We start from the raw sequence: 20,773 nt of genomic DNA, 5'->3' as shown, positions 1-20,773 counted from the left end.
GGGCGCAGCGCCCCCCTCTGACCGCTTCATCTCGAACCCGCGCTGGTCATATCCGGCGTAAACATCTTCCGATATTCCGTAGGCGTAAGCCCCGTGTGCCGCTTGAACAGCCGCCGAAAGAACGCGGTTTCCTTATAACCGACCTCGCTGCTGATCTCATCCACCGATTTCGCACTGGTTTCAAGCAAGCGCTTGGCGCTTTCCATTCGCAGCCTCTGAACATGCTCCATCAGCGTCACCCCCGTCGCCGCAAGGAATCGGCGCTTGAGCGAACGTTCAGGAATGCCGGACGCGCGCGCCGCCGCCGCCACCGCCCCCTGGCATCGAAAATTCTTCTCCAGCCATCGTTCGCAGACCCGAACCACGGAGTCCGTATGATGACGGCGCCTCATCAGGTTCGTGTACGGCAGTTGCCCTTCGCCGTGCCACTTGAGCAGATACGCCTTGGCGATATTGACCGCCTCGCCTGGACTGCAATGTCGCGCAATGATATGGATGGCGAGGTCGTGCCACGACATGACGCCTCCCGCCGTGACAATGCGCCCCTGCGCATCGGCGAAGCAGATATTCGGCGTAGCCTCGAATTTGACGCGTGGGTATTCGCGCTGGAACAGTTCTTCGTAACCCCAGTGCGACGTCGCATGACGCCCGTTCAGAAGTCCAGACTCGGCTAGCATGATCGATCCGGAGCAAGCCGAGTAAATCGACCTTCCCTTGCGATAACACGCGCGCAGCCATTCCATCAGGTCGTCGTAGCGCCCCTTGATCGAATCCTCGGGACGCAACCAGATCTCCGGCAAGATCACAATGTCCGCGGATGGATCGTCGTGGATCGACACGTCAGGTGTAATCGGAATGCGGTGTCGGCACAGGAACGTTTCGGTTGAGGGCGCAACGATTCGGGTATCGAACAGCTTGCGCTCGTCGCCCGTGCCGTTCATTACTTCCCAAAGGCTGCCCGTAACCGAAAGGACGTCGACCATTCCGTAAAGTGCCGACCCAGCCGTCTCCGGCACCGCAACAATCAAGGCGCTGACCGGACGGTTGGGACGTTTTGCCATAGGCCGCTGCTCCGACAAAAGAAAAGCGCTCGCGCGCGAAATGAGTCTGTCATCCAGACTCATCGTGAGCAGCGAGGTTCCTCCCGGTCTTTAAAGATGACACGAACTTGAGAAAGCCGGTAGAGACGTGCCCGCTATTCGATCACCAACATCGGTTCAACCCGCACCGCAGTCGTGATGTTATGGAAATTGGGCGAGCTTGCCATCACCGTCGCGTGGATCTCGCGCAGCTGTTCCTCGGTGGCATCGGCCTTGATCGTGACCCGGCTTTTGAGCGATTCATAGCCTCGCGCGACATCTTTTGAGATTCCGAGGAAACCGCGCAGGTCGATGTCCCCTTCGGTGACGATCTCGAGCTTGCGGATGCTGATCCCATGAAGCGCGCAAACGGCCGCATATCCCACCGTCATGCAGGCGTTGAGGGCGGCAAGCAGGTATTCCTGGGGGTTCGCATAGGTGTTGGTGCCGCCCAGTTCGGCGGGCTCGTCGATGTCGATACTGAACGAGCGCGGCACCGTGGTTCCGCCGATATCGAACGAATCGATCCTGGACTGGCTGCGTGTCCCGCCTTGCCAGCGGCTGCTCACGCGCCAGTGTGTCATGCCCCGGCCGGCATCGGTCTCGATCTCGTCGATAAGCGTGCGGACGTCGTCGGCGTTAATTCCATTGACGATATCGCCTTGCGTGGCGTGACTGGAATCGTTCATGTTCATTTGTCTCCGTGACTTGAAGAGTGGTAACGAAAGGGCGGTAGACATTGGCCGGCAGTGAGCCGGTGCCGCTGCCTACCGGAGTGCGTCGATCGCGGCGAAAAAGCGCTCGCTTTGTTCACGCGTCGTCAGACGGGTCAACACGCCTGAAAATTCGGCGTGGCGTGCGCCCGAAAAGATGTACTGAAAACGGTAGGCATCGAGCAGCAGAGCCTGCAGCTTCGTTTCCTCGGCATGGCTAAGCGCGCGTGCGCAGTTCAGCTTGAAGTAATGGCAGTCTGCTGCCGCCTGTCCCTGCACGACGCCATCGACCGCCATAACGAGTTCGATCAGTTCGTCAACCGCGATATCGCGGGCCGCGTCGGTCGTCATCGAATCGACGCGCACCCATTCGAGTTCATCGAGAATGGCGTGCTGACTTTCCTCTTTCCAGTGGAAAAGAAAGACGTCCTTGAAGAGCGGCGACAGGTCGCCGTCCGGTTCGATGCTTTGGCGATAATGAACCTGCGTAAACAGCTCGATGAGCAGTGTCAGCCCAAGCACCGCCCACGTACTTTTGCGCAAGACGGCCGTGCCGATCTCGTCCGCGTTCCACGCGAACGAGTACCCCGGCGGCATGCCTTCGGCAATCAGCAATTCGATACGACGAAATAACGCCTGATGCTTGAGCTCCTCGTCGCTGAAGCGCACCAGCGATTCGAGCACGGTCTGATTGCCGAGCCAATGGTCGTTGGTGATCTCGAGAATCTTCGCGTTGATAAAGCGTTCGACGAGGCCAAACATATTCGCGTAGGTTCGGCCTTGAATCTGGCTCAGGTACCGCTTGTCATCGGCCGATAGCCAATCGACATCCGCAAGCAGCGTCAATCCGTCGGGCAGGAATTTCTGCGTGGTATCGAATGAGCGCGCGCGGATAACGTCCCGATCGATGTCCCATCGCACGCGCTTCGAGGCTGCAATGCAACGGCCATAACGATCTGCGTCAACGCCTGCATAGGAAGTTGCTGTCATTTCGCCACCTTCAGGGGAGACCTAACGATGTGCGAAGTATGGAAGGGCGGCAAAAGAGGCGTAAGGGGACGGTTTTACCAACCGCAGATCCGATTCTGCCAACGGGTCGGGTGGCAAGCGGCGTGCTCTTTGCGTTCGCAGCCGGATTGCATGAAAGTCTCACTAACCTTATCCAGCGCGCGCCTTTTCGCTTAGGCATCGGGGGCTTCGCGTCCCGCTGCCCGACGCTCATCGTGCCATCTGCTTGCGCTGCAGGAACCGGCGCACGGCCGGATCGCTGGCGAGGCCGATCGCGAGTTCGTATGCGCCGAATGCGTCGGCCGTTGCGCCAGCGCGCGCGAGCAGATCGGCGCGCGCGGCCCAGTACGGTTGATAGTCGGCGAGGCGCGGATCGTCCGCGTACGGCGCCAGCGCGTCGAGCGCCGCCTGCGGGCTGTCCCGTTCCGCCACGGCGAGCGCGCGGTTCACCGCGACCACCGGCGACGCCGTAATGGCGAACAACGCATCGTAGAGCTGCACGATCTCGTCCCAGTTCGCGCAATGCGTCCGGCAGCGATGGATATGCGCCGACTGCAGCGCGGCCTCGAGCTGAAAGCGTCCGATGGCGTGGAAGGTGCTCGCGCGCAGTAGCAGCGCGTCGGCTGCGTCGATCATCGCCGCGTTCCATGTCGCCGGATCCTGGGCCGACAGCGGCACATAGTCGCCGGCCGCGTTGCGTCGCGCATCACGCCGCGCCTGCGCGTACAGCATCAGCGCGAAAAGACCCAGCGTCTCGGGCTCCTCGGGCAGCAACTCCGCGAGCATGTCCGCCAGAAACAGCGCCTCGCCGGCAAGATCGCGCCGCTCGGTGTCGCTGCCGACCGGGTCGGTCCATCCTTCGGTGTATGCCGCATAGACGGCTTCGAGCACGGCCGCGAGCCGGCCGGGCAACGCCTCGCGCTCGGGCACGCTGAACGGGATACCCGCTTCGCGGATCTTGTTTTTGGCCCGCACGAGGCGCTTGCTCATCGCGGCGGGCGAGGTCAGGAACGCGCAGGCGATCGTCCTCGCGTCGAGCCCCAGCACCACTTGCAGCATCAGCGGCGTGCGAATCGCCGCCTCGAGCGCCGGATGCGTGCATGCGAACAGCAGGGCAAGCCGGCGGTCGGGCAAGGCGCCTGTTTCGTGCTCGTCGATCTCGTCGGCGAGAATCGCGAGCTGATTCACCACGTCGTCGCCGACGCGGCGATGCCGTGCGCCGTCGATCGCCCGGCGGCGCGCCACCGTCATCAGCCATGCTTCGGGATTGGCGGGGCAGCCGCGCTCGGGCCAGTCGGCGAGCGCGGCGGCAAAGGCGTCGGCCAGCGCATCTTCGGCCGTGGCCACGTCGCGCGTGCGCATCGCCACCAGCGCGACGAGCTTGCCGTAACTGCGGCGCGCGACGGCTTCGGCAATCGCATGCGCGGCGCCGTCAGCATCGCGGCCGCGGCCGGACGGACTCATGCGGAGCGCGCATCCTTCGGCGCAGTCCAGACCGGGCGCACTTCCATCGTGCCGTGCGCCGCGCCGGGACAGCGCGATGCCCATGCGATCGCCGCGTCCAGGTTGGGCACGTCGATCAGGTAGTAGCCGGCGAGCTGCTCCTTCGTATCGGAAAACGGTCCGTCAAGCACCTGCGGTTTGGCGTCGACGAGCCGCACCGTGGTGGCCGTGTTCGTGTGCTGCAGCCGGTTGGCGCCGACCAGCGCCTGCGCTTTCTGCAACGATTCGGTGTACGCCTGATAGGCGGCGACGCCTTGCTGCCGCTCGCTGTCGGTCATCTGGTTCCAGCGGCTTTCTTCCGAATAGATCAGCAACAGGTATTGCATATGAGCCTCCGTTTTGGGGTTGAGGCGGTGCTTGCGCTTGCGGCAAACCGGCCGCCATCTCAATGACGCGCGATCGGCATGCGGATGGACAGGCGGCGTTGAAAAAGTCGCGCGCCGCGCGCCGGCCCGCGGAAGAGGCCGAGGCGGGAGAACAGGCGTGTGTGGACTATATGCAATCGGGCCGTGTAGCGCGAGGCATGGTTCGGACCTGAATGCCGCAGGCGGCGGGTCACTCGCCTACGGCGTCGTGCAGGTGCGCGGCGAGGTGATCGATCAGCGCTCGCACCTTCGCGGGCAGAAAGCGGTTAGGCGGATAGAGCAGCCAGACCGGCCCCATGTACAGGCGCGCCTCGAACGCCCAGTCGACCAGAACCTGGACGAGGTGGCCCTGCCGTAGCGCATCCGCGGCGGCGAAGTCGGGCAAGCTCGCAATGCCCAGATCCTGCAGCGCGGCATCGAGACGGGCGCCCGCGTGATTGGCTATATAGCGTCCCCGCACGTCCAGCGACTGGGTTTCCGTGCCGCGCCGGAAATGCCATCGATTGTCGTCGACCGTTTCTCCGAGATACAGGCACGCGTGGCGCGCGAGATCGCGCGGCTCGGCCGGCGTGCCGTGCGCGTCGAGATAAGCGGGCGACGCGCAGAGCAGCCATTTCACCGAGCCCAGTCGCCGGGCGGCAAGGCCCGGGGGAGGAGAACGGGTCGGCCGGATCACGATATCGACGTCGTCGCGTAACGGATCGATCTCGCGGTCGGCGAACACCAGCTGGACATCGACATCGGGCCAGCTGCGCAGGAATGCCGGGATCAGCGGATGGATCACGGCGCGGGCAAAGGCAATCGGCGCGCTGACGCTGACCTTGCCGCGCGGTTCGCCGACCGCTTGCCCGGCGACATCGACCGCCCCCGACGCCGCGCCGACCATCTCGCGGCAATACCGGTAGATTTGCGCGCCCGAATCCGTGACGCGGACGCTGCGCGTCGAGCGCTCAAGCAAGCGCGTGCCAAGCGCTTCTTCGAGACGTTTGATCTGCCGGCTGACCGTGGAGGGCGTGGTGCCCAGTTCGCGCGCGGCCACGGAGAAGTTGCCCGCATCGACGACGCGCGCAAACGTCGCCATGTCCGGCAGCAACGCAAAAAGCTCAGTGGGGTTCATGGTCGTGCTCGCTCGATCGGGCCATTTGTGCGTCCGCGACATAAAAGATGTTCCGCGCGCCATGATTATAGTTTTGGACGCAATAGTCGACAATTTGGCCCATTCGAATTGACATCGAAGGTTCGCCATGTCGAGGCAAAAACGCCTGCTCCAGATATCCGACCTGATGCTGCTGGCGGTCGCAATCGTGTGGGGTACGAGCTATGGAGTCGCAAAAGTCGCGCTCGTGTTCTATCCCGTGTTAGGGCTGCTCGCGCTGCGCTTTGGTCTGACGTTTGTCGTGCTGTTGCCGGCGTTGCGTTCGCTGCGGCACGTCAAGGCGTCCGCGCTGGCCGGTGCGATCGGCACGGGTGGGCTGCTGCTAGGCATCCTGCTTGCCGAGACGTTCGGTATCTCGCTGACGCGTGCGTCGAACGCAGCATTCCTGATCAGTTTGTGCGTCGTGCTCACGCCGCTCGTCGAGTGGGCGCTGCTGCGCAGAAAGCCTTCGAGTGTCGAATGGGCGGCCGTCGTGTTGTCGTTGGCGGGCGCTGTCATGGTCAGTGGCGGCGTATTTATCCCGACCGCGGGCGACGCGCTGATTCTTCTGGCGGCATTGCTTCGCGCGGTGATGGTGTGCGTGACGCGGCGTGTGATGCGCGAATCGACGCTCGCTCCGTTGTCCGTGACGGCGGTTCAGGCCGGCACCGTCGCGCTCGGCAGTCTGATCGCCGCGTACATGTCCGGGTTCGTATCCGCGTCGCAGCAGTGGCGTGCCCTGCCGTCGCTAGCGGGGCATGGCACGTTCTGGACGAGCGTCGTTTACCTCGTGCTGGCATGCACGCTGTTCGCATTCTTCGCGCAAAATTTCGCCGTCAAGCGCAGCAGCCCCACGCGCGTGGCGTTATTGATGGGAAGCGAACCGGCGTTCGGCGCGTTATTCGCCTATGCGTGGCTTGGCGAGCAACTGTCGGTTTGGGGCTGGGTGGGAGGAGCGCTGATGGTGTTGGCGTCCTTGCTCGCGACGGCGCCGTGGCAAAGCAGCGCCAACGCTTCGGTCGAGATGCGTGGCGCGGTCTCAAGCGATGCTTGAGCCGCGCCCGCTGTCAGCCGTGTTAGTCGGCCAGGGAACAATCGACATCAGCCCGCAAACAGCGCCGCTTCAGGCGCCAGGCACAATCGTCACACCGCGCAGGACCTGACCGAACGGCGCTGTCTGCATCACGCTGAATCCGGATGCGGAGGTGGCCGTCGCGCCATTCACGCTCACGGTGATCTTGACCAGCTGGTTCGAGTCGGCACCCGAATCGAAGTTGGCGCCGAGGCTATCGCCCGCTGTCGACGTCGTTCCGAAGATCGTGAACGAGCCGTCCGGGTTGGTTTCGCCCGTGATGCTGCGAAGACCGTCGGGTGTGGTGGTGTAGCTCGCTCCGGCGGTTCCGAACAGGCCCAGACTATCCGTCACCGCGTAGGCGACCCCGAGATTGAGACCGGTGGTCAAATGGGCCAGCGGCGCCCACGTGCCGTTCTGATTCTGATACACCCACAGACCGCCGCTGCCCGATGCCTGATCGCCGGCCGTGCCGTCGCCTTCATCGGAGACGAACATGATCGACGGGTTCGACGCCGGAATCCAGACGCTGAAAGGAAACACAACGGCGTTGCTGGTGGCGGGCGGTGTATTGGCCGCCAATGCAGTCGGAAACCCCGGAACGATCGTGATCGCAGCGTTCTGCGGCAACAGACCGCCATTGGCCAACGCACCGGTCGCGCCCACCTGGTACACGGTATTGACGCCGTTACTGCCGCTTCCCTTCGTGATGAACATGGTTCCGTCCGGACCCACGAACAGGCCGCGGAAGTTGTCGTCCTTGCCGGTCTTGTCCGCCGGCTGGCCGATACTGGTCACCGAAAAGCCGAACTGATCGCCCGTGGAATTGCCGCCGGTAATGGTGCCCATGGTCGCCAGCGAACAGGCGGTTCCCGCGGGCGCGACGCTATAGCTGCCGCCGCTGCTCGATTGAAACGCGCCGATGACCTGCGTAAACGGACACGTGCTGCCCGGCACAATGCTTTGCACGCCGGTATCCGTCGTCAACATATCGAGTTGTGCGGTGGTCGGCTTCGGGTTTTTGCCCGAATCGCCCGCGTTGCCGACCAGGTAGAACATGCCGTTGGCGAGAACGGCCGCGCGGCCGTTATCTCCGCTGAAAGCATTGGTATTGGTAAACGACATGCTGCTATCGGCGAAATTCAACTGGGCAACGGTGCGGAAAGTCGGCGTTGAAATGTCGTTGTTGGTTGGATCGACGACACCCGGCGTATTGCTATTGGAAATATCGAGCTGGTCGATCGGACTGTTGTAAGCGACCAGCGTCAGGGACTTGTGATCGAGAGAAACATTCAGTGCGAGTTCGGACTTCGACGAAAAGCTCGTCGCGAAACTCGTCTGGTTCTTTGCAGCCATCGATGTGATGTCGGTCGTTTGCGCGGGGCTGGTTGCGCCCGGCGTCCACTGATCGAGCAGCACCTCGGACGTGACGCCGAAGTTCGCATCGTTAGCGACGTTGGTGAATACATTCGGAAAGGTGCCGGGCGCGACGGCGGCGATGGGCGCGGAATTGGTGGTTTCGGGCGTCGCGTTGAAAGGCAATGTGCCGCTCACGACGTTCGCCGGATCGTACGTCGAGCGCGAGACCAGCAGATTACCCGGTGTGAAGTTGCTGACGGTACCCGGCGCGGTACCGCCGGTACTGGACGATGGCGTGGAGGGATCGTCGCCGCCACATCCGGCCAGCGCTGAAACCATAACTGCAATAGGAAGTAATCTGAGCGTCGCTTTCATTGACGTTTATTAAGTTAAACGAAGGTTAATGAAATAAATGCAGTGAATACACTGCCGATATAGCGCGACACAAGCTACGAACTATCAGTGTCAATCCGGTGAATGAAGAATTACGAATATTAAGAAAGGCGATAGGGGCGCAGCGGAGTTTAATCAGGGCTCGCGGATCCAGCCAACGGTATCCCTACAGCATTCCTGCGCGCAGCGCTTTCACGCCATGCCCTGGCCTGTGCGACACGGGTATGAAGTATCCGAAGCGCTTCGCGCAAGCGCAGTTGTTAAAGCGGCTGGAATTATCTTCGCCATCCACAGGTCATGATCATCGGCGAGGAATAAACGAAGATTGAGCCGTCACCTGCTCGGCCATCGCGCCAACGCGCAAGCCCAAACTTCGGAGAGCCGTACGATGAAACCCTCGGTCACCTACCTGCCCCTGTTGCGCAAAACGCCTTTCTTCACCGCGCTGAACGATGCGCAACTGCGCTGGACCATCGATCACTCGCGCGAATGGGAAGCGCGGATCGGCAGCGTGATCGTTGATGGCGCAACCACTGCCGCGGAGCACAAGGACGATATCTGGATTCTGCTCGATGGCGGCTGGCAGGTCGAAGCCGGCGGCCGCGCGTATCCCGCGGGCCACGCGGACCCCGGCAAGTGGTTCAGCGCCGGTCAGGCGCCGCAGGACTGCCGCCTCGTCGCGACGGAGCACAGCTATGTGATGAAAATCACGGCCGACGATATGCACGACATGCTGTCGCTCGGCTTTGCGTTCGATGCGCATCGGCAAGCGGGCCGCGTGTACTACGCCAAACTGCTCGCCGAACACGCGACCCCACTGCGGTGAGACAAAGCGCTCACTGAACCCGCGCTCACCCCTTCCAGCGCCAGTCGCGAATCTCCTCGCGATCGATGCCCTCGGTGTGCGCGTAATTGAGGTGCTCGATCTTCTGGTCGCGCAGCCGCTCCTTCGCATGGTCGCCGATACCGCGCAGGCGCGGCACGCGGTCGATCGCATCGATCGCCAGCGTAAAGCGGTCGATGCCGTTGATCATCGCGAGCTCGAGCGGCGTATTGATGTTGCCTTTCTCCGCATAGCCGTGCACGTGAATATTGTCGTGGTTCGTGCGCCTGTACGTCAGCTTGTGCACGAGCGACGCGTACGAATGGAAATTGAAAATCACCGGCTTGCTGGTCGTGAACAGCGAGTCGAAATCGCGTGACGACAGGCCATGCGGATGGTCGGTATCGGGCATCAGGCGGAACAGGTCGACCACATTCACGAAGCGGATCTTCAGGTCCGGGAACCAGCCTTTGAGTATCTCGACGGCCGCGAGCGCTTCCATCGTCGCGATGTCGCCCGCGCACGCAATCACGACGTCGGGCTCGAAGCCCTGATCGGTCGAGGCCCACGGCCAGATGCCGATGCCCTTCGTGCAGTGCGCGATCGCGGTATTCATATCGAGGTACTGCAAATGCGGCTGCTTGTCCGCGACAATCACATTCACGTAATCGCGCGAACGCAGGCAGTGGTCGGCGACGCTCAGCAGGCAATTCGCATCGGGCGGCAGATAAATGCGCACGACGTCAGGGCTCTTGTTCGTGACGACATCGAGAAAGCCGGGGTCCTGGTGCGTGAAGCCGTTATGGTCCTGCCGCCAGACCAGCGACGTGATCAGCAGGTTCAACGCCGGTACCGGCTGCCGCCAGCGCAACTCGCGCTTCGCTTTTTCGAGCCACTTCGCGTGCTGGTTGAACATCGAGTCGATCACATGCACGAACGCTTCGTAAGTCGCGAAGAGCCCGTGGCGGCCCGTCAGCGTATAGCCTTCGAGCCAGCCCTCGAGCGTGTGTTCGCTGAGCATCTCCATCACGCGGCCGTCGACGGCGAGTTCGCCGCCGTCCGCGTCGCTGTCCTTGAGCTCGGCCAGCCAGGTTTTCTTCGATACTTCGTAAATCGCGGTGAGCTTGTTGCTCGCGGTTTCGTCGGGGCCGAATACGCGGAAGTTCGTCATATTCCGGCGCATCACGTCGCGCAGGAAATGGCCGAGCACGTCGGTGGGCGACACGTATTCGCTGGCGGGCTTTTTCACCGTCATCGCGTATTCCTGAAACGGCGGCAGATCGAGCGCCTTGCAGAGCGCGCCGCCGTTTGCATGCGGATTCGCGCTGATACGGCGCTCGCCGGCCGGCGCGAGCGCGCGCAGTTCTTCGACGAGGCGTCCTGCTTCGTCGAACAGCGTCTCGGGCTCGTAGCTCTTCAGCCACGCTTCGACTGCGCGCAGGCTTTCGCGATTGGTCGCCGGATCGGCGATCGGCACCTGGTGGGCGCGCCACGATCCTTCCAGCTGGTGGCCGCCGAGTTCGCGCGGCCCGGTCCAGCCCTTCGGCGTGCGCAGCACGATCATCGGCCAGCGCGGCCGGTTGCGGATGCCTTGCGTGCGCGCGTTGTGCTGGATCGTATGGATCTCGTCGAGGCAGCGATCGAGCGTCGCGGCCATCTTCTGATGCATCGCCGCCGGGTCGTCGCCTGCGACGAAATAGGGCTTGTAACCGTAGCCTGTCATCAGCGCTTCGAGTTCCTCTTGCGGAATGCGCGCGAGAATGGTCGGGTTCGCGATCTTGTAGCCGTTCAGATGAAGCACAGGCAGCACGGCGCCGTCTCGCACCGGATTCAGAAATTTGTTCGAATGCCATGACGTGGCGAGCGGCCCGGTTTCCGCTTCGCCGTCGCCGACCGCGACGGTCACGATCAGGTCCGGGTTGTCGAAGGCCGCGCCATACGCGTGCGAAATGCTGTACCCGAGTTCGCCGCCTTCATGAATCGATCCGGGCGTTTCAGGCGTGCAGTGCGAGCCGATGCCGCCCGGAAACGAGAACAGCCGGAAGAACTGCTCCATGCCTTCCTCGGTTTCGCTGCGGTCCGGATAGATTTCCGAGTAGCGCCCTTCGAGGTAGCTATTCGCGAGCGTGGCCGGTGCGCCGTGCCCCGGGCCCGAGATATAGATCATGTTCAGATCGCGCTGCCTGATCGCGCGATTCAGATGCACGAGCAGAAAACTTTGCCCTGGGTCGGACCCCCAGTGGCCGAGCAGGCGGCGTTTGATATGGGCGGCCTCGAGCGGCTTGCGCAATAGCGGGTTGGCGCGCAGGTAAATCATGCCGGCGGAGAGATAATTGCAGGCCCGCCAGTAGCGGTCCATGTTACGTAATTCTTCGGACTGCAGCGGGGAGGGGGCGAGAGGAGCGTCGTCGGCCATGGCGTATGCCTCCGTGTGCGGGTGTCGCGACGCAGGCACGCGCGGCAATGCGTCGCGGATGACCGCGGGTGACCGCGGATGAACGTCAGGCAGCGCCGCCGCGGAGACTCGCGACGCTGGGCAAGTTACTAATCATAGGATGCGCTTCGCAATTTTTCGACCGGATCGCGCGGTCGTTTCTTGATCTGAAGCAGACTGCCGCAAGTGCACGGCGGTCTGCATCGGACGAAGCAAGCGCGGTGAAGCGCTACATAAGCGTGACACCGAAGCGTTACGCGTTCAGATAGATCGTCTTCGTGCGCACATACGCCTCCAGACCGTATTTGCCGTCTTCACCGCCGAGGCCGCTATCGCCGTAGCCGTGATGAAAGCCCTGCGGCGCTTCGCCGTTGGTCCGGTTCACATAGATTTCACCGAAGTTCAGTTCCGCGGACGTACGCATCAGCACGCCGATGTCTTTCGTAAACAGATACGCCGAGAGGCCATAGTTCGAATCGTTGGCGAATTCCAGTGCTTCGTCGAAGTTCTTTATTTTCAGCACGGAGACGACAGGACCGAACACTTCGGAGCGCACGATATCCATCTGGTGCGTCACGCCCGTCAGCAGCGTCGGCTGATAGAAATGGCCCTGATCGTAGAGACCGCCCGTCAGGCGCGCGCCGCCGATATGCACTTTCGCGCCTTGCTGCACGGCTTTCGAAACCATTGCATCGACCTTTTCGACTTCGATCTTGCTGACCTTCGGGCCCATATCGGTCGCTTCGTCATCGGGGTCGCCGACTTTCATGGCCTTGATCTTCTTCGTGACGAGTTCGAGGAAGCGGTCGTAGACGGCTTCATGCACGTACGTGCGCTCGTTCGCGGTGCACACCTGGCCCGCGTTCAGAAAGCGCGCTTCGACGGCGGCCGTTGCCGCGAGTTCGAGGTCCGCATCGGCCAGCACGATAAACGGCGCCTTACCGCCGAGTTCGAGTCGAACTTCCTTCAGCGTGGGCGCGGCGGCGGCCATGATCTGCTTGCCGGCACGCGTGCTGCCCGTCATCGTGATCAGCTTGATGGCGGGGTGCGTCACGAGCCGTTCGCCGGTGCGGATGCCGCCGCTCACAATATTGACGACGCCCGCCGGAATGCCGGCCTCGGCGATCAGCTTGCCGATTTCAAGCGACGTCACCGGCGTCAGCTCATGCGGCTTGAGCACGATCGTATTACCGGCCGCGATCGCGGGCGCCACTTTGCGAGCAAGCAGGGCGGCCGGAAAATTCCATGCGGTAATGCCGCCGATCACGCCGTGCGGCAACTTTTCGATCAGGATTTTTTCGCCGGGGCGGCTGCCCGGCACGATATCGCCTTCGATGCGGCGTGCGTTTTCGGCAGCAAAACGGTTCAACTGAATGGCAAAGTCGATTTCACCGCGCGCTTCGCGGATCGGTTTGCCCACCTCTTTCGTGAGCAGGCGGGCGAGGCGCTCGCGGTCGCGCTGCATCAGTTCATTGAGGCGCAGCAGGCAATCGGCGCGCTCGAGCGCGGTGCGGCGGCTCCATGCGGGAAACGCGGCTTGCGCCGCTGCGACTGCGCGATCGACGTCGGCATCGGTGGCATCGATGACGGTGGCGATTGTCTCGCCGGTCGCGGGACTGCGTATCGTCAGGCGCTCGGCGCCTGGCGATTGCATCCAGTCGCCGTTGATGAAAAGCGAATACTGTTGGGTCGTACTCATGCGTGGTCACCTTTGGCTGAGGGGTTGCCGCCCTGTGCGCGAAGCGTGCCGCATCGCGCGCGGCGTTGATCCGATGCGTGCGCATCGAATGCTCACGATAGACTCGTATGGGCCGCAAACGTTGCGCCGAATTCGCGCAACAATCGTCGACATCGGGCGACATCCGGGCAATATCCGGTCGGGGCCGCCCGCTGTCATGCGGCTTTCGACTGCCCGCCCGGTACACAAAACGCATTTCAAAGTGGTACTCTCGCCCCCGAACCCGTGTTTCGGAACGCGCACTTTGGGCCAGATGCTTCGGGCCGCGTTCCGGACGTGGGGCACGGCTGTGATTGAACGGGAACGGCCATTGCCTGTGGTAAATAGTGCAAATCTATAATCGAAAGGAAAATCGAATATGTTGAGCAAGCCCATGCTTTCCATCGCCGAAACGACGCGCATTCTGGACGCAGCCCGGGCCGAGGCCGAGAAGAACAAATGGGCCGTCACGATTGCGGTTGCCGACGACGGGGGCCATCTCCTCGGGCTCCTGCGCCTCGACGGCTGCGCGCCGATCGGCGCCTACATCGCGACCGAAAAGGCCCGCACCGCGGCACTCGGGCGCCGTGAATCGAAACAGTATGAGGACATGATCAACGGCGGCCGTACCGCGTTTCTGTCCGCGCCGCTTGCCGGTGCGCTCGAAGGCGGCGTGCCGATCGTGGTCGACGGCCAGGTGGTGGGCGCCGTCGGCGTGTCCGGTGTGAAAGCGCCCGAAGATGCGCAGATTGCCCGCGCCAGCGTACAAAGCGTTGCCGGCTGACGGATCACGCGCCCAGCCCGCGCGCCGTCGGTTAGCGGAATTCAAGCGGAATTCAAGCGGTATCCCACTCGCCCCAACGAAACAGCAGACAGGAAGTAGCGACAATGACTCAGCCAAAGATGATTCAGCGCGGCGGCCTGCAAGTGGCCGCCAATCTCGACCAGTTCATCGAAAAGGAAGCGCTGCCGGGCACCGGCGTCGAAAGCGCCGCGTTCTGGGCCGGCTTCGACAAGCTCGTGCACGACCTCGCGCCGAAGAACCGCGCGCTGCTCGCCGAGCGCGAGCGCCTGCAGCGCGAACTCGACACGTGGCACCGCGCGCATCCGGGACCGGTGCGCGACGCGAAGGCGTATCGCGCGTTCCTCGAAGACATCGGTTACATCGTGCCGTCGCCGACGCGCGTGCAGGCCACGACCGACCACGTCGATACCGAGATTGCCGAGCAGGCCGGCCCGCAGCTCGTGGTGCCGCTGTCCAACGCGCGCTATGCGCTGAACGCGGCGAATGCACGCTGGGGCAGCCTCTATGACGCGCTTTACGGCACCGATGCGATTCCCGATACCGACGGCGCCGAACGCAAGGCCGGCTTCAACCCGGCGCGCGGCGCACGTGTGATCGCTTACGCGCGCGCGTTCCTCGATCAGGCGGCGCCGCTCGCGAACGGTTCGCACGCCGATGCGACGCGTTATGCGGTCGAAGGCGGCAAGCTCGTCGTGACGTTGAAGAGCGGCAGCAGCGCGCTGCGCGATGCCGCACAGTTCGTCGGCTTCCAGGGCGACGCGGCGGCGCCGTCCGCCGTGCTGCTCAAGCACAACGGCCTGCACTTCGAAATCCAGATCGACGCGGCCGATTCGATCGGCAAGACCGATGCCGCGCATGTCAAGGATGTGCTGGTCGAAGCGGCGGTCACGACGATCATCGATTGCGAAGACTCGGTGGCCGCCGTCGACGCCGACGACAAGGTCGAGCTCTATCGCAACTGGCTCGGCCTCATGAACGGCACGCTGACCGAAGCGGTGACGAAGGGCGGCAAGACCTTCACGCGGCGCCTGAATGCGGACCGCGAATATCAGCGCGCGGACGGCTCGAAGCTCACGCTGCACGGCCGCTCGCTGCTGTTTATCCGCAACGTCGGCCATCTGATGACGAACCCGTCGGTGCTCGATCGCGACGGCAACGAGATTCCGGAAGGCATTCTCGACGGCATGATCACCACGTTGTGCGCGCTGCACGATCGCAAGCACAAGCTGAACTCGCGCACGGGCTCGATCTATATCGTGAAGCCGAAGATGCACGGGCCCGATGAAGTCGCGTTCGCCAACGAGCTGTTCGGCCGCGTCGAAGACGTGCTCGGTCTGACGCGCAACACGATGAAGATGGGCATCATGGACGAAGAGCGCCGCACGAGCGTGAACCTGCTCGCGTGTATCGGTCAGGCGTCGGCGCGTGTCGCGTTTATCAACACGGGCTTCCTCGACCGCACCGGCGACGAGATGCATACGTCGATGGAAGCGGGTCCGATGCTGCGCAAGGGCGATATGAAGTCGACCGCGTGGATTGCCGCCTATGAGCGCAGCAATGTGCTCGTTGGTCTTGCGGCAGGCCTGCGTGGCCGCGCGCAGATCGGCAAGGGCATGTGGGCGATGCCGGACCTGATGGCCGCGATGCTCGAGCAGAAAGTCGTGCATCCGAAGGCCGGCGCGAACACGGCCTGGGTGCCGTCGCCGACCGCGGCGACGTTGCATGCGCTGCATTACCACCAGGTCGATGTGCAGGCGGTTCAGCAGCAACTCGAGCGCACCGATTACGCGAGCGTGCGCGACGAACTGCTGGGCGGCCTGCTGACGGTGCCGGTGGTCGAAAAGGCGCAGTGGAGCGCGGACGAGATCCGTCAGGAGATCGAGAACAACGCGCAGGGCATTCTCGGCTATGTGGTGCGCTGGATCGATCAGGGCGTCGGCTGCTCGAAGGTGCCCGACATCCATAACGTCGGCTTGATGGAAGACCGCGCGACGCTGCGTATCTCGAGCCAGCATATCGCGAACTGGCTGCATCACGGCGTCGTTACGCGCGAGCAGGTGGAAGACACGTTCCGCCGCATGGCGAAGATGGTCGATCAGCAGAATGCGGGCGATCCGCACTACCAGCCGATGGCGCCGAACTACGACGCGTCGCTTGCGTTCAAGGCCGCGTGCGCGCTCGTGTTCGAAGGGCGTGAGCAGCCGAGCGGCTATACGGAACCGCTGCTGCACAAGTTCCGGCTCGAGCTGAAGGCGAAGGGCTGAGGCACTGAAGCACGCGCGAACGAACGCGCCGTTCGCGTTGCGTGCCGTTCGATGCGTCAATCCGCTCACCGGCCGGCGTGGCCCGCGCCGGTGAGCAGCGCAAGCATGCGTTCCCGTTCCGGCAAGCTCACACAATCTCGACGTCGTAGCGCTCGAGCCAGTCGGCAAGCGCCAGCGTGTGATCGACGTCGACTCTGTTCCAGTTGATGCTGACTTCTCCCACCGGCTTATCGATCAGACTGCGCATCGCGTCGCGGTCGAACAGGCGTTGCACGTGCGGCGAAGGTTTGGCGAGCAAAGCGGCCATGCTCTGCTGCAGCATCCGTTCATAGGCGGGGTCCTGCGTCGCCGGATACGCGCTTTTCGTGCGCTTCAGAATCGCATCGGGCAGCATGTCCCGGCAGGCGGCGCGCAACAGGCTCTTCTCGCGCCCATCGAAGCGCTTCATTTCCCACGGCACGTTGAACATGTACTGCACCAGTTCGTGATCGCAGTACGGCACGCGCACTTCGAGGCCGACCGCCATGCTCAGGCGATCCTTGCGGTCGAGCAGATTCGGCAGCCAGCAGGTCAGACCGAGAAAGGAAAGCTCGCGTCTGCGTTTGGCGAGCGCGCTTTCGCCGGGCAGCGCGGGCGTCGCACTGCAGACCTGATCGTGCGTATCGGCCCAGTATTCGGGGACGCGCAGCGCGTCGCGCAGATCGGGCGTCAGCACGCGCGCGGGGTCCGCGAGGCCCATTTTCCATGGCAGCGTCTTTGCATCGAGGAAGTGCGGCTGATGATGCCAGCGATAGCCGCCGAACACTTCGTCGGCCGCTTCGCCTGAAAGCGCGACAGTCGAGTCGCGGCGCACCGCGCTGAACAGCAGATACGCCGACGGACACATATCGCTGCCGATTTTCCAGTTCGCATCGTACGCATCGACGACCGCGCGCCGTACTTCAGGATCGGCCACCTGCGCCGTATCGAGCACGATCTCCGTATGTTGCGTGCGCAACTGTTCGACGAACGCGCGCACGAACGGCGTATCGCGCGAATCGCGCGAGTGATCCGCGCCGAACGGCAGGCCGCGATCGACGAAATCGACCGAGTAGGTGCGCACCGCATGGCCGTCGCGTTGCCGTACGCGTGTATCTGCGAGCGCGGTGACCGCCGACGAATCGAGGCCGCCCGACAGCAGGCTGCACAGCGGCACATCGCAAACGGTTTGCTGCCCGATGATGCGCTCGAGATGCGCGCGCACGGTTTCGATGGTGAGGTCGAGCGAATCGGTGTGCTCGCGCGCTTCGAGTTTCCAGTAGCAACGCTCGGTCAGTCCATCGCGCGATACGCGCACGCTATGGCCGGGCTTCACTTCGTGCATGCCGTCGTAGATCGCGTCGCCGGGCATGCGGGTGACGCTGAGCGCGCGCCGCAAACCGTCGAGTCCCACGCGCGGGCGCATGTCCGGATGCGCGAGAATCGCTTTCGGTTCGGAGCCGAACAGTACGCCGCGGCCGAACGGCTGGTAAAACAGCGGCTTTACGCCGAGCCGGTCGCGCACAAGCAGCAATTGTGCTTTGCGGACATCCCAGATCGCCAACGCGAACATGCCGACGAAGCGCTCCGCACACGCTTCGCCCCATTCGAGATACGCGCGCAACACCACTTCGGTGTCGCTTTTCGTTCGAAACGTGTGCCCGCGCCTTTGCAGCGTGTCGCGCAGTTCGACGTAGTTGTAGACCTCGCCGCTATACGTGAGGCACGCGATGGTTGTGCCATCTTCTATCGCGCGCATCGGTTGCGCGCCGCCTTCGAGATCGATGACGGACAGCCGGCGATGTCCGAGCGCCGCGTGCGCGTCGATCCAGATGCCTTGCGCGTCGGGGCCGCGCAAGGCCATCGTGTGCGTCATCGTTTCGATGATGGGCCGCTCGTTGTTCAGGTCGCGTTCGTAATCGATCCAGCCTGCGATACCGCACATACGCTCTCCTCGCTGTCACATGTACGGATAACGCTTCGACGACGTGCGAATTCCTCGACAGCGATGCGACGGAACATGCGTCTGCGCAAACGCGTCGCGCTCGTTGGTTAACAGAGCCTTAAGCAATAAATGCTGTTGCGCAAACGCTTCGATATTCAGGCTCATCGGCGCAATTCAGCGATATGAAAGCGATAAATCACGGAAACGACTTTATCGCCCTGCAAATTCGCCATCGATTACCAAGTATTACTTCACCCCACCTGAAAGGACGGAAACATGAAGGCGATCAGGAAATCGATGCGTGTGCGGTACATGGTTGGCGCGGTTGCGGTCTCGCTGGCCGCGATGCATGCGGCTGGCGCAGTGGCGATGAGCGACGGACAGGATCACGATGGACACAACGAAGGCAACGGCCATCATGGCGCGGCGGTGCAACATGTGCTGCTGATCAGCTTCGACGGTTTGCATGAACAGGACGTCGCGCGCTGCATCGCGGCGAATGCGTGCCCGAATCTCGCGCTGCTGGCGAAGGCCGGCATCACGTACACGAATGCGCACACGCCCGGTTTGTCGGATTCGTTTCCGGGCCTGGCCGCGCTTGTGACCGGCGGTTCGCCGAAAACGGCCGGGTTGTTCTACGACGTGTCGTACGACCGCACGCTGTATGCGCCGTCGGACACGCAGTGCACGGGCAAGCAGGGCTGGAATGTCGTGTTCGACGAGACCACCGGCATCGATGCGGAAAACGGCGGCGCGCTGATCCACCTCGACGGCGGCGGCGCGTTCAACCCGCAGGCGATTCCGCATGCGCGCATCAACGGCGCCTGCGTACCGGTGTTTCCGCACAACTATGTGAAGACCAATACGCTCTTCGAGGTGGTCAAGCAAAACCTGCGCGGCGCGCGCACGGCGTGGGCGGACAAGCACGCATTTGGCTACGACTGGCTCAACGGGCCATCGGGCGCCGGTGTCGACGATCTCGCGCGCACCGAGATCAACTCGATCGATCCCGCCACGCAGAGCAACTACACGGACGTCTTCACGCATACGGAAACGTTCGACAATTTCCACGTGCAGGCGATGCTCAACGAGATCGACGGCAAGGATTCGACGGGGCAGACGGGCGCGCCTGTGCCCAGCGTGTTCGGCGCCGACTTTCAGACCCTGAGCGTCGCGCAGAAGGCGCCGGTGGCGAGCGGCGGCGGCTACCTCGATGCCGATTTCACGCCGGGACCGCAGGTGAGCGCGGCGATCACGTATATCGACAACGCGTTGGGCCGTCTTGTGACCGAGCTTAAACAGCGCAACCTGTACACGTCGACCGCGATCATCGTGACGTCGAAGCACGGGCAGTCACCGACCGATCACACGAAGCTCGTGAAGAACGGCGACACGCTGACGAAGCTGCTCGAAACGAATAACTTCCTCGACCCGAACGGCAACTTCGGCCAGGCCGCGACGAAGAGCGGCAATCTGAACGACGGCACCGGTCTTGTCGATACCGGCTTTGTGCAGACCGATGACGTCGGCCTGATCTGGCTGCGCGATCAGAGCCAACGCGCGGCAGTCGTGAAGACGCTGAAAGACAACCTCGGCTGCAACGCGCCGGGCATCTGCGCGGACGGGCCGCAGGCCTATATCCTGTCGGGCCCGCAACTGGCCGCGCGCTTCGGCGACCCGGCGCTGGGCCGCACGCCGGACATCATCGTGCAGCCGAACCCTGGCGTGATTTATACGTCGAGCACGTCGAAGGACGAAGAGCACGGCGGCAACGCGCCCGACGACAGCCATCTTGGCCTCGTGATGTACGTGCCCGATGCGCAAGGTGCGCACGGCGCGCACAATGCGGGTCGTACGGTCGATGCGCCGGTGCTGACCACACAGGTTGCGCCGACCATTCTGCGTGTCCTCGGCCTCGAGCCCGCATTGCTGCATTCGGTCGCGCTCGAAGGCACGCCCGTGCTGCCGCAGTTCGATCACGGCCGTTTTTAAGTCGGAGTAGTTTGCGGGCGCCGGCGTGAGCGCTTCGCGCCGGCGCTACATTGCTTCGCATGCCGGAGTTTCATGTGGCCGGTATCGCCTGCTCGCCTGTGTCATGATCGGTTCACGCTTGTTGACGCTCGGTACACACTGAGTTGAC

Annotated in this window: 15 protein-coding genes; 5 read left to right on the top strand and 10 right to left on the bottom strand. The window is 63.1% G+C overall.

Going from position 1 to position 20,773, the window contains the following annotated elements; translation table 11 throughout:
• Window positions 1–26: 26 nt before the first annotated feature.
• From ACYPXD_RS01895 to ACYPXD_RS01870, 6 genes are all read right to left on the bottom strand, one after another.
• The gene (locus tag ACYPXD_RS01895; protein ID WP_459706809.1) at window positions 27–1,124 is read right to left on the bottom strand and encodes a GlxA family transcriptional regulator; all 1,098 of its coding nucleotides are present in this window, start codon (window positions 1,122–1,124) and stop codon (window positions 27–29) included.
• A gap of 71 nt (window positions 1,125–1,195) precedes the next feature.
• Window positions 1,196–1,768, bottom strand: coding sequence for an OsmC family protein (locus ACYPXD_RS01890; RefSeq protein ID WP_459706807.1), 573 nt, complete (start codon window positions 1,766–1,768; stop codon window positions 1,196–1,198).
• A gap of 78 nt (window positions 1,769–1,846) precedes the next feature.
• On the bottom strand, window positions 1,847–2,782 hold the full coding sequence (locus ACYPXD_RS01885) for a hypothetical protein (protein WP_459706805.1): 936 nt from the start codon (window positions 2,780–2,782) through the stop codon (window positions 1,847–1,849).
• A gap of 228 nt (window positions 2,783–3,010) precedes the next feature.
• Complete coding sequence (locus tag ACYPXD_RS01880) at window positions 3,011–4,264, bottom strand: RNA polymerase sigma factor (RefSeq protein ID WP_459706803.1); 1,254 nt, start codon at window positions 4,262–4,264, stop codon at window positions 3,011–3,013.
• Window positions 4,261–4,629, bottom strand: coding sequence for a YciI family protein (locus ACYPXD_RS01875; RefSeq protein ID WP_459706801.1), 369 nt, complete (start codon window positions 4,627–4,629; stop codon window positions 4,261–4,263). Before ACYPXD_RS01875 ends, ACYPXD_RS01880 begins: the two co-directional genes overlap by 4 nt.
• 229 nt (window positions 4,630–4,858) lie before the next feature.
• Window positions 4,859–5,785 (bottom strand): LysR family transcriptional regulator, encoded by a 927-nt coding sequence (locus tag ACYPXD_RS01870; protein WP_459706799.1) that lies wholly within the window; start codon window positions 5,783–5,785, stop codon window positions 4,859–4,861.
• A 127-nt stretch (window positions 5,786–5,912) separates the two neighbouring features.
• On the opposite strand from ACYPXD_RS01870, the gene ACYPXD_RS01865 reads away from it, so the two are divergent.
• Window positions 5,913–6,857: a DMT family transporter gene (locus ACYPXD_RS01865; RefSeq protein WP_459706797.1), complete on the top strand. Its 945-nt coding sequence runs from the start codon at window positions 5,913–5,915 to the stop codon at window positions 6,855–6,857.
• A gap of 69 nt (window positions 6,858–6,926) precedes the next feature.
• Here the strand turns inward: ACYPXD_RS01865 and ACYPXD_RS01860 are convergent, their stop codons facing one another.
• A complete protein-coding gene (locus tag ACYPXD_RS01860; RefSeq protein WP_459706795.1) occupies window positions 6,927–8,573 on the bottom strand; it encodes a hypothetical protein in 1,647 nt (548 codons plus the stop codon).
• Window positions 8,574–9,015: 442 nt separating this feature from the next.
• Here ACYPXD_RS01860 and ACYPXD_RS01855 point away from each other — a divergent pair, with 442 nt between their 5' ends.
• Window positions 9,016–9,453 (top strand): hypothetical protein, encoded by a 438-nt coding sequence (locus ACYPXD_RS01855; RefSeq protein ID WP_459706793.1) that lies wholly within the window; start codon window positions 9,016–9,018, stop codon window positions 9,451–9,453.
• 25 nt (window positions 9,454–9,478) lie between these two features.
• Here ACYPXD_RS01855 and ACYPXD_RS01850 read toward each other — a convergent pair whose 3' ends face one another.
• Window positions 9,479–11,866 carry a phosphoketolase family protein gene (locus ACYPXD_RS01850; protein ID WP_459706791.1) on the bottom strand — a complete coding sequence of 796 codons (2,388 nt, stop codon included), beginning with the start codon at window positions 11,864–11,866 and terminating at the stop codon, window positions 9,479–9,481.
• Between the two features lie 271 nt (window positions 11,867–12,137).
• The gene (gene aldA, locus ACYPXD_RS01845) at window positions 12,138–13,583 is read right to left on the bottom strand and encodes an aldehyde dehydrogenase (RefSeq protein WP_459706789.1); all 1,446 of its coding nucleotides are present in this window, start codon (window positions 13,581–13,583) and stop codon (window positions 12,138–12,140) included.
• 397 nt (window positions 13,584–13,980) lie between these two features.
• Between aldA and ACYPXD_RS01840 the strand changes: the two genes are divergently transcribed.
• Together ACYPXD_RS01840 and ACYPXD_RS01835 are read left to right on the top strand one after the other, a co-directional pair.
• On the top strand, window positions 13,981–14,385 hold the full coding sequence (locus ACYPXD_RS01840; RefSeq protein WP_459706787.1) for a heme-binding protein: 405 nt from the start codon (window positions 13,981–13,983) through the stop codon (window positions 14,383–14,385).
• A 104-nt stretch (window positions 14,386–14,489) separates the two neighbouring features.
• A complete protein-coding gene (locus tag ACYPXD_RS01835; RefSeq protein ID WP_459706784.1) occupies window positions 14,490–16,670 on the top strand; it encodes a malate synthase G in 2,181 nt (726 codons plus the stop codon).
• Window positions 16,671–16,797: 127 nt separating this feature from the next.
• Here ACYPXD_RS01835 and asnB read toward each other — a convergent pair whose 3' ends face one another.
• Entirely contained in the window at window positions 16,798–18,633 is a 1,836-nt protein-coding gene (gene asnB / locus ACYPXD_RS01830; RefSeq protein WP_459706782.1) for an asparagine synthase (glutamine-hydrolyzing), read from the bottom strand.
• A 276-nt stretch (window positions 18,634–18,909) separates the two neighbouring features.
• Here asnB and ACYPXD_RS01825 point away from each other — a divergent pair, with 276 nt between their 5' ends.
• The gene (locus tag ACYPXD_RS01825) at window positions 18,910–20,625 is read left to right on the top strand and encodes an alkaline phosphatase family protein (protein ID WP_459706780.1); all 1,716 of its coding nucleotides are present in this window, start codon (window positions 18,910–18,912) and stop codon (window positions 20,623–20,625) included.
• Window positions 20,626–20,773 lie beyond the last annotated feature (148 nt).

The organism is Paraburkholderia sp. 2C, assembly GCF_054589215.1.
This window is presented reverse-complemented; position numbering and strand designations above follow the sequence as displayed.

What these genes read in the sequence shown, in the direction of transcription:
- ACYPXD_RS01895 (WP_459706809.1), bottom strand. Translation starts at nt 1,124, where the DNA reads ATGAGTCTGGATGACAGACTCATTTCGCGCGCGAGCGCTTTTCTTTTG.
- ACYPXD_RS01890 (WP_459706807.1), bottom strand. Translation starts at nt 1,768, where the DNA reads ATGAACGATTCCAGTCACGCCACGCAAGGCGATATCGTCAATGGAATT.
- ACYPXD_RS01885 (WP_459706805.1), bottom strand. Translation starts at nt 2,782, where the DNA reads ATGACAGCAACTTCCTATGCAGGCGTTGACGCAGATCGTTATGGCCGT.
- ACYPXD_RS01880 (WP_459706803.1), bottom strand. Translation starts at nt 4,264, where the DNA reads ATGAGTCCGTCCGGCCGCGGCCGCGATGCTGACGGCGCCGCGCATGCG.
- ACYPXD_RS01875 (WP_459706801.1), bottom strand. Translation starts at nt 4,629, where the DNA reads ATGCAATACCTGTTGCTGATCTATTCGGAAGAAAGCCGCTGGAACCAG.
- ACYPXD_RS01870 (WP_459706799.1), bottom strand. Translation starts at nt 5,785, where the DNA reads ATGAACCCCACTGAGCTTTTTGCGTTGCTGCCGGACATGGCGACGTTT.
- ACYPXD_RS01865 (WP_459706797.1), top strand. Translation starts at nt 5,913, where the DNA reads ATGTCGAGGCAAAAACGCCTGCTCCAGATATCCGACCTGATGCTGCTG.
- ACYPXD_RS01860 (WP_459706795.1), bottom strand. Translation starts at nt 8,573, where the DNA reads ATGGTTTCAGCGCTGGCCGGATGTGGCGGCGACGATCCCTCCACGCCA.
- ACYPXD_RS01855 (WP_459706793.1), top strand. Translation starts at nt 9,016, where the DNA reads ATGAAACCCTCGGTCACCTACCTGCCCCTGTTGCGCAAAACGCCTTTC.
- ACYPXD_RS01850 (WP_459706791.1), bottom strand. Translation starts at nt 11,866, where the DNA reads ATGGCCGACGACGCTCCTCTCGCCCCCTCCCCGCTGCAGTCCGAAGAA.
- aldA (WP_459706789.1), bottom strand. Translation starts at nt 13,583, where the DNA reads ATGAGTACGACCCAACAGTATTCGCTTTTCATCAACGGCGACTGGATG.
- ACYPXD_RS01840 (WP_459706787.1), top strand. Translation starts at nt 13,981, where the DNA reads ATGTTGAGCAAGCCCATGCTTTCCATCGCCGAAACGACGCGCATTCTG.
- ACYPXD_RS01835 (WP_459706784.1), top strand. Translation starts at nt 14,490, where the DNA reads ATGACTCAGCCAAAGATGATTCAGCGCGGCGGCCTGCAAGTGGCCGCC.
- asnB (WP_459706782.1), bottom strand. Translation starts at nt 18,633, where the DNA reads ATGTGCGGTATCGCAGGCTGGATCGATTACGAACGCGACCTGAACAAC.
- ACYPXD_RS01825 (WP_459706780.1), top strand. Translation starts at nt 18,910, where the DNA reads ATGAAGGCGATCAGGAAATCGATGCGTGTGCGGTACATGGTTGGCGCG.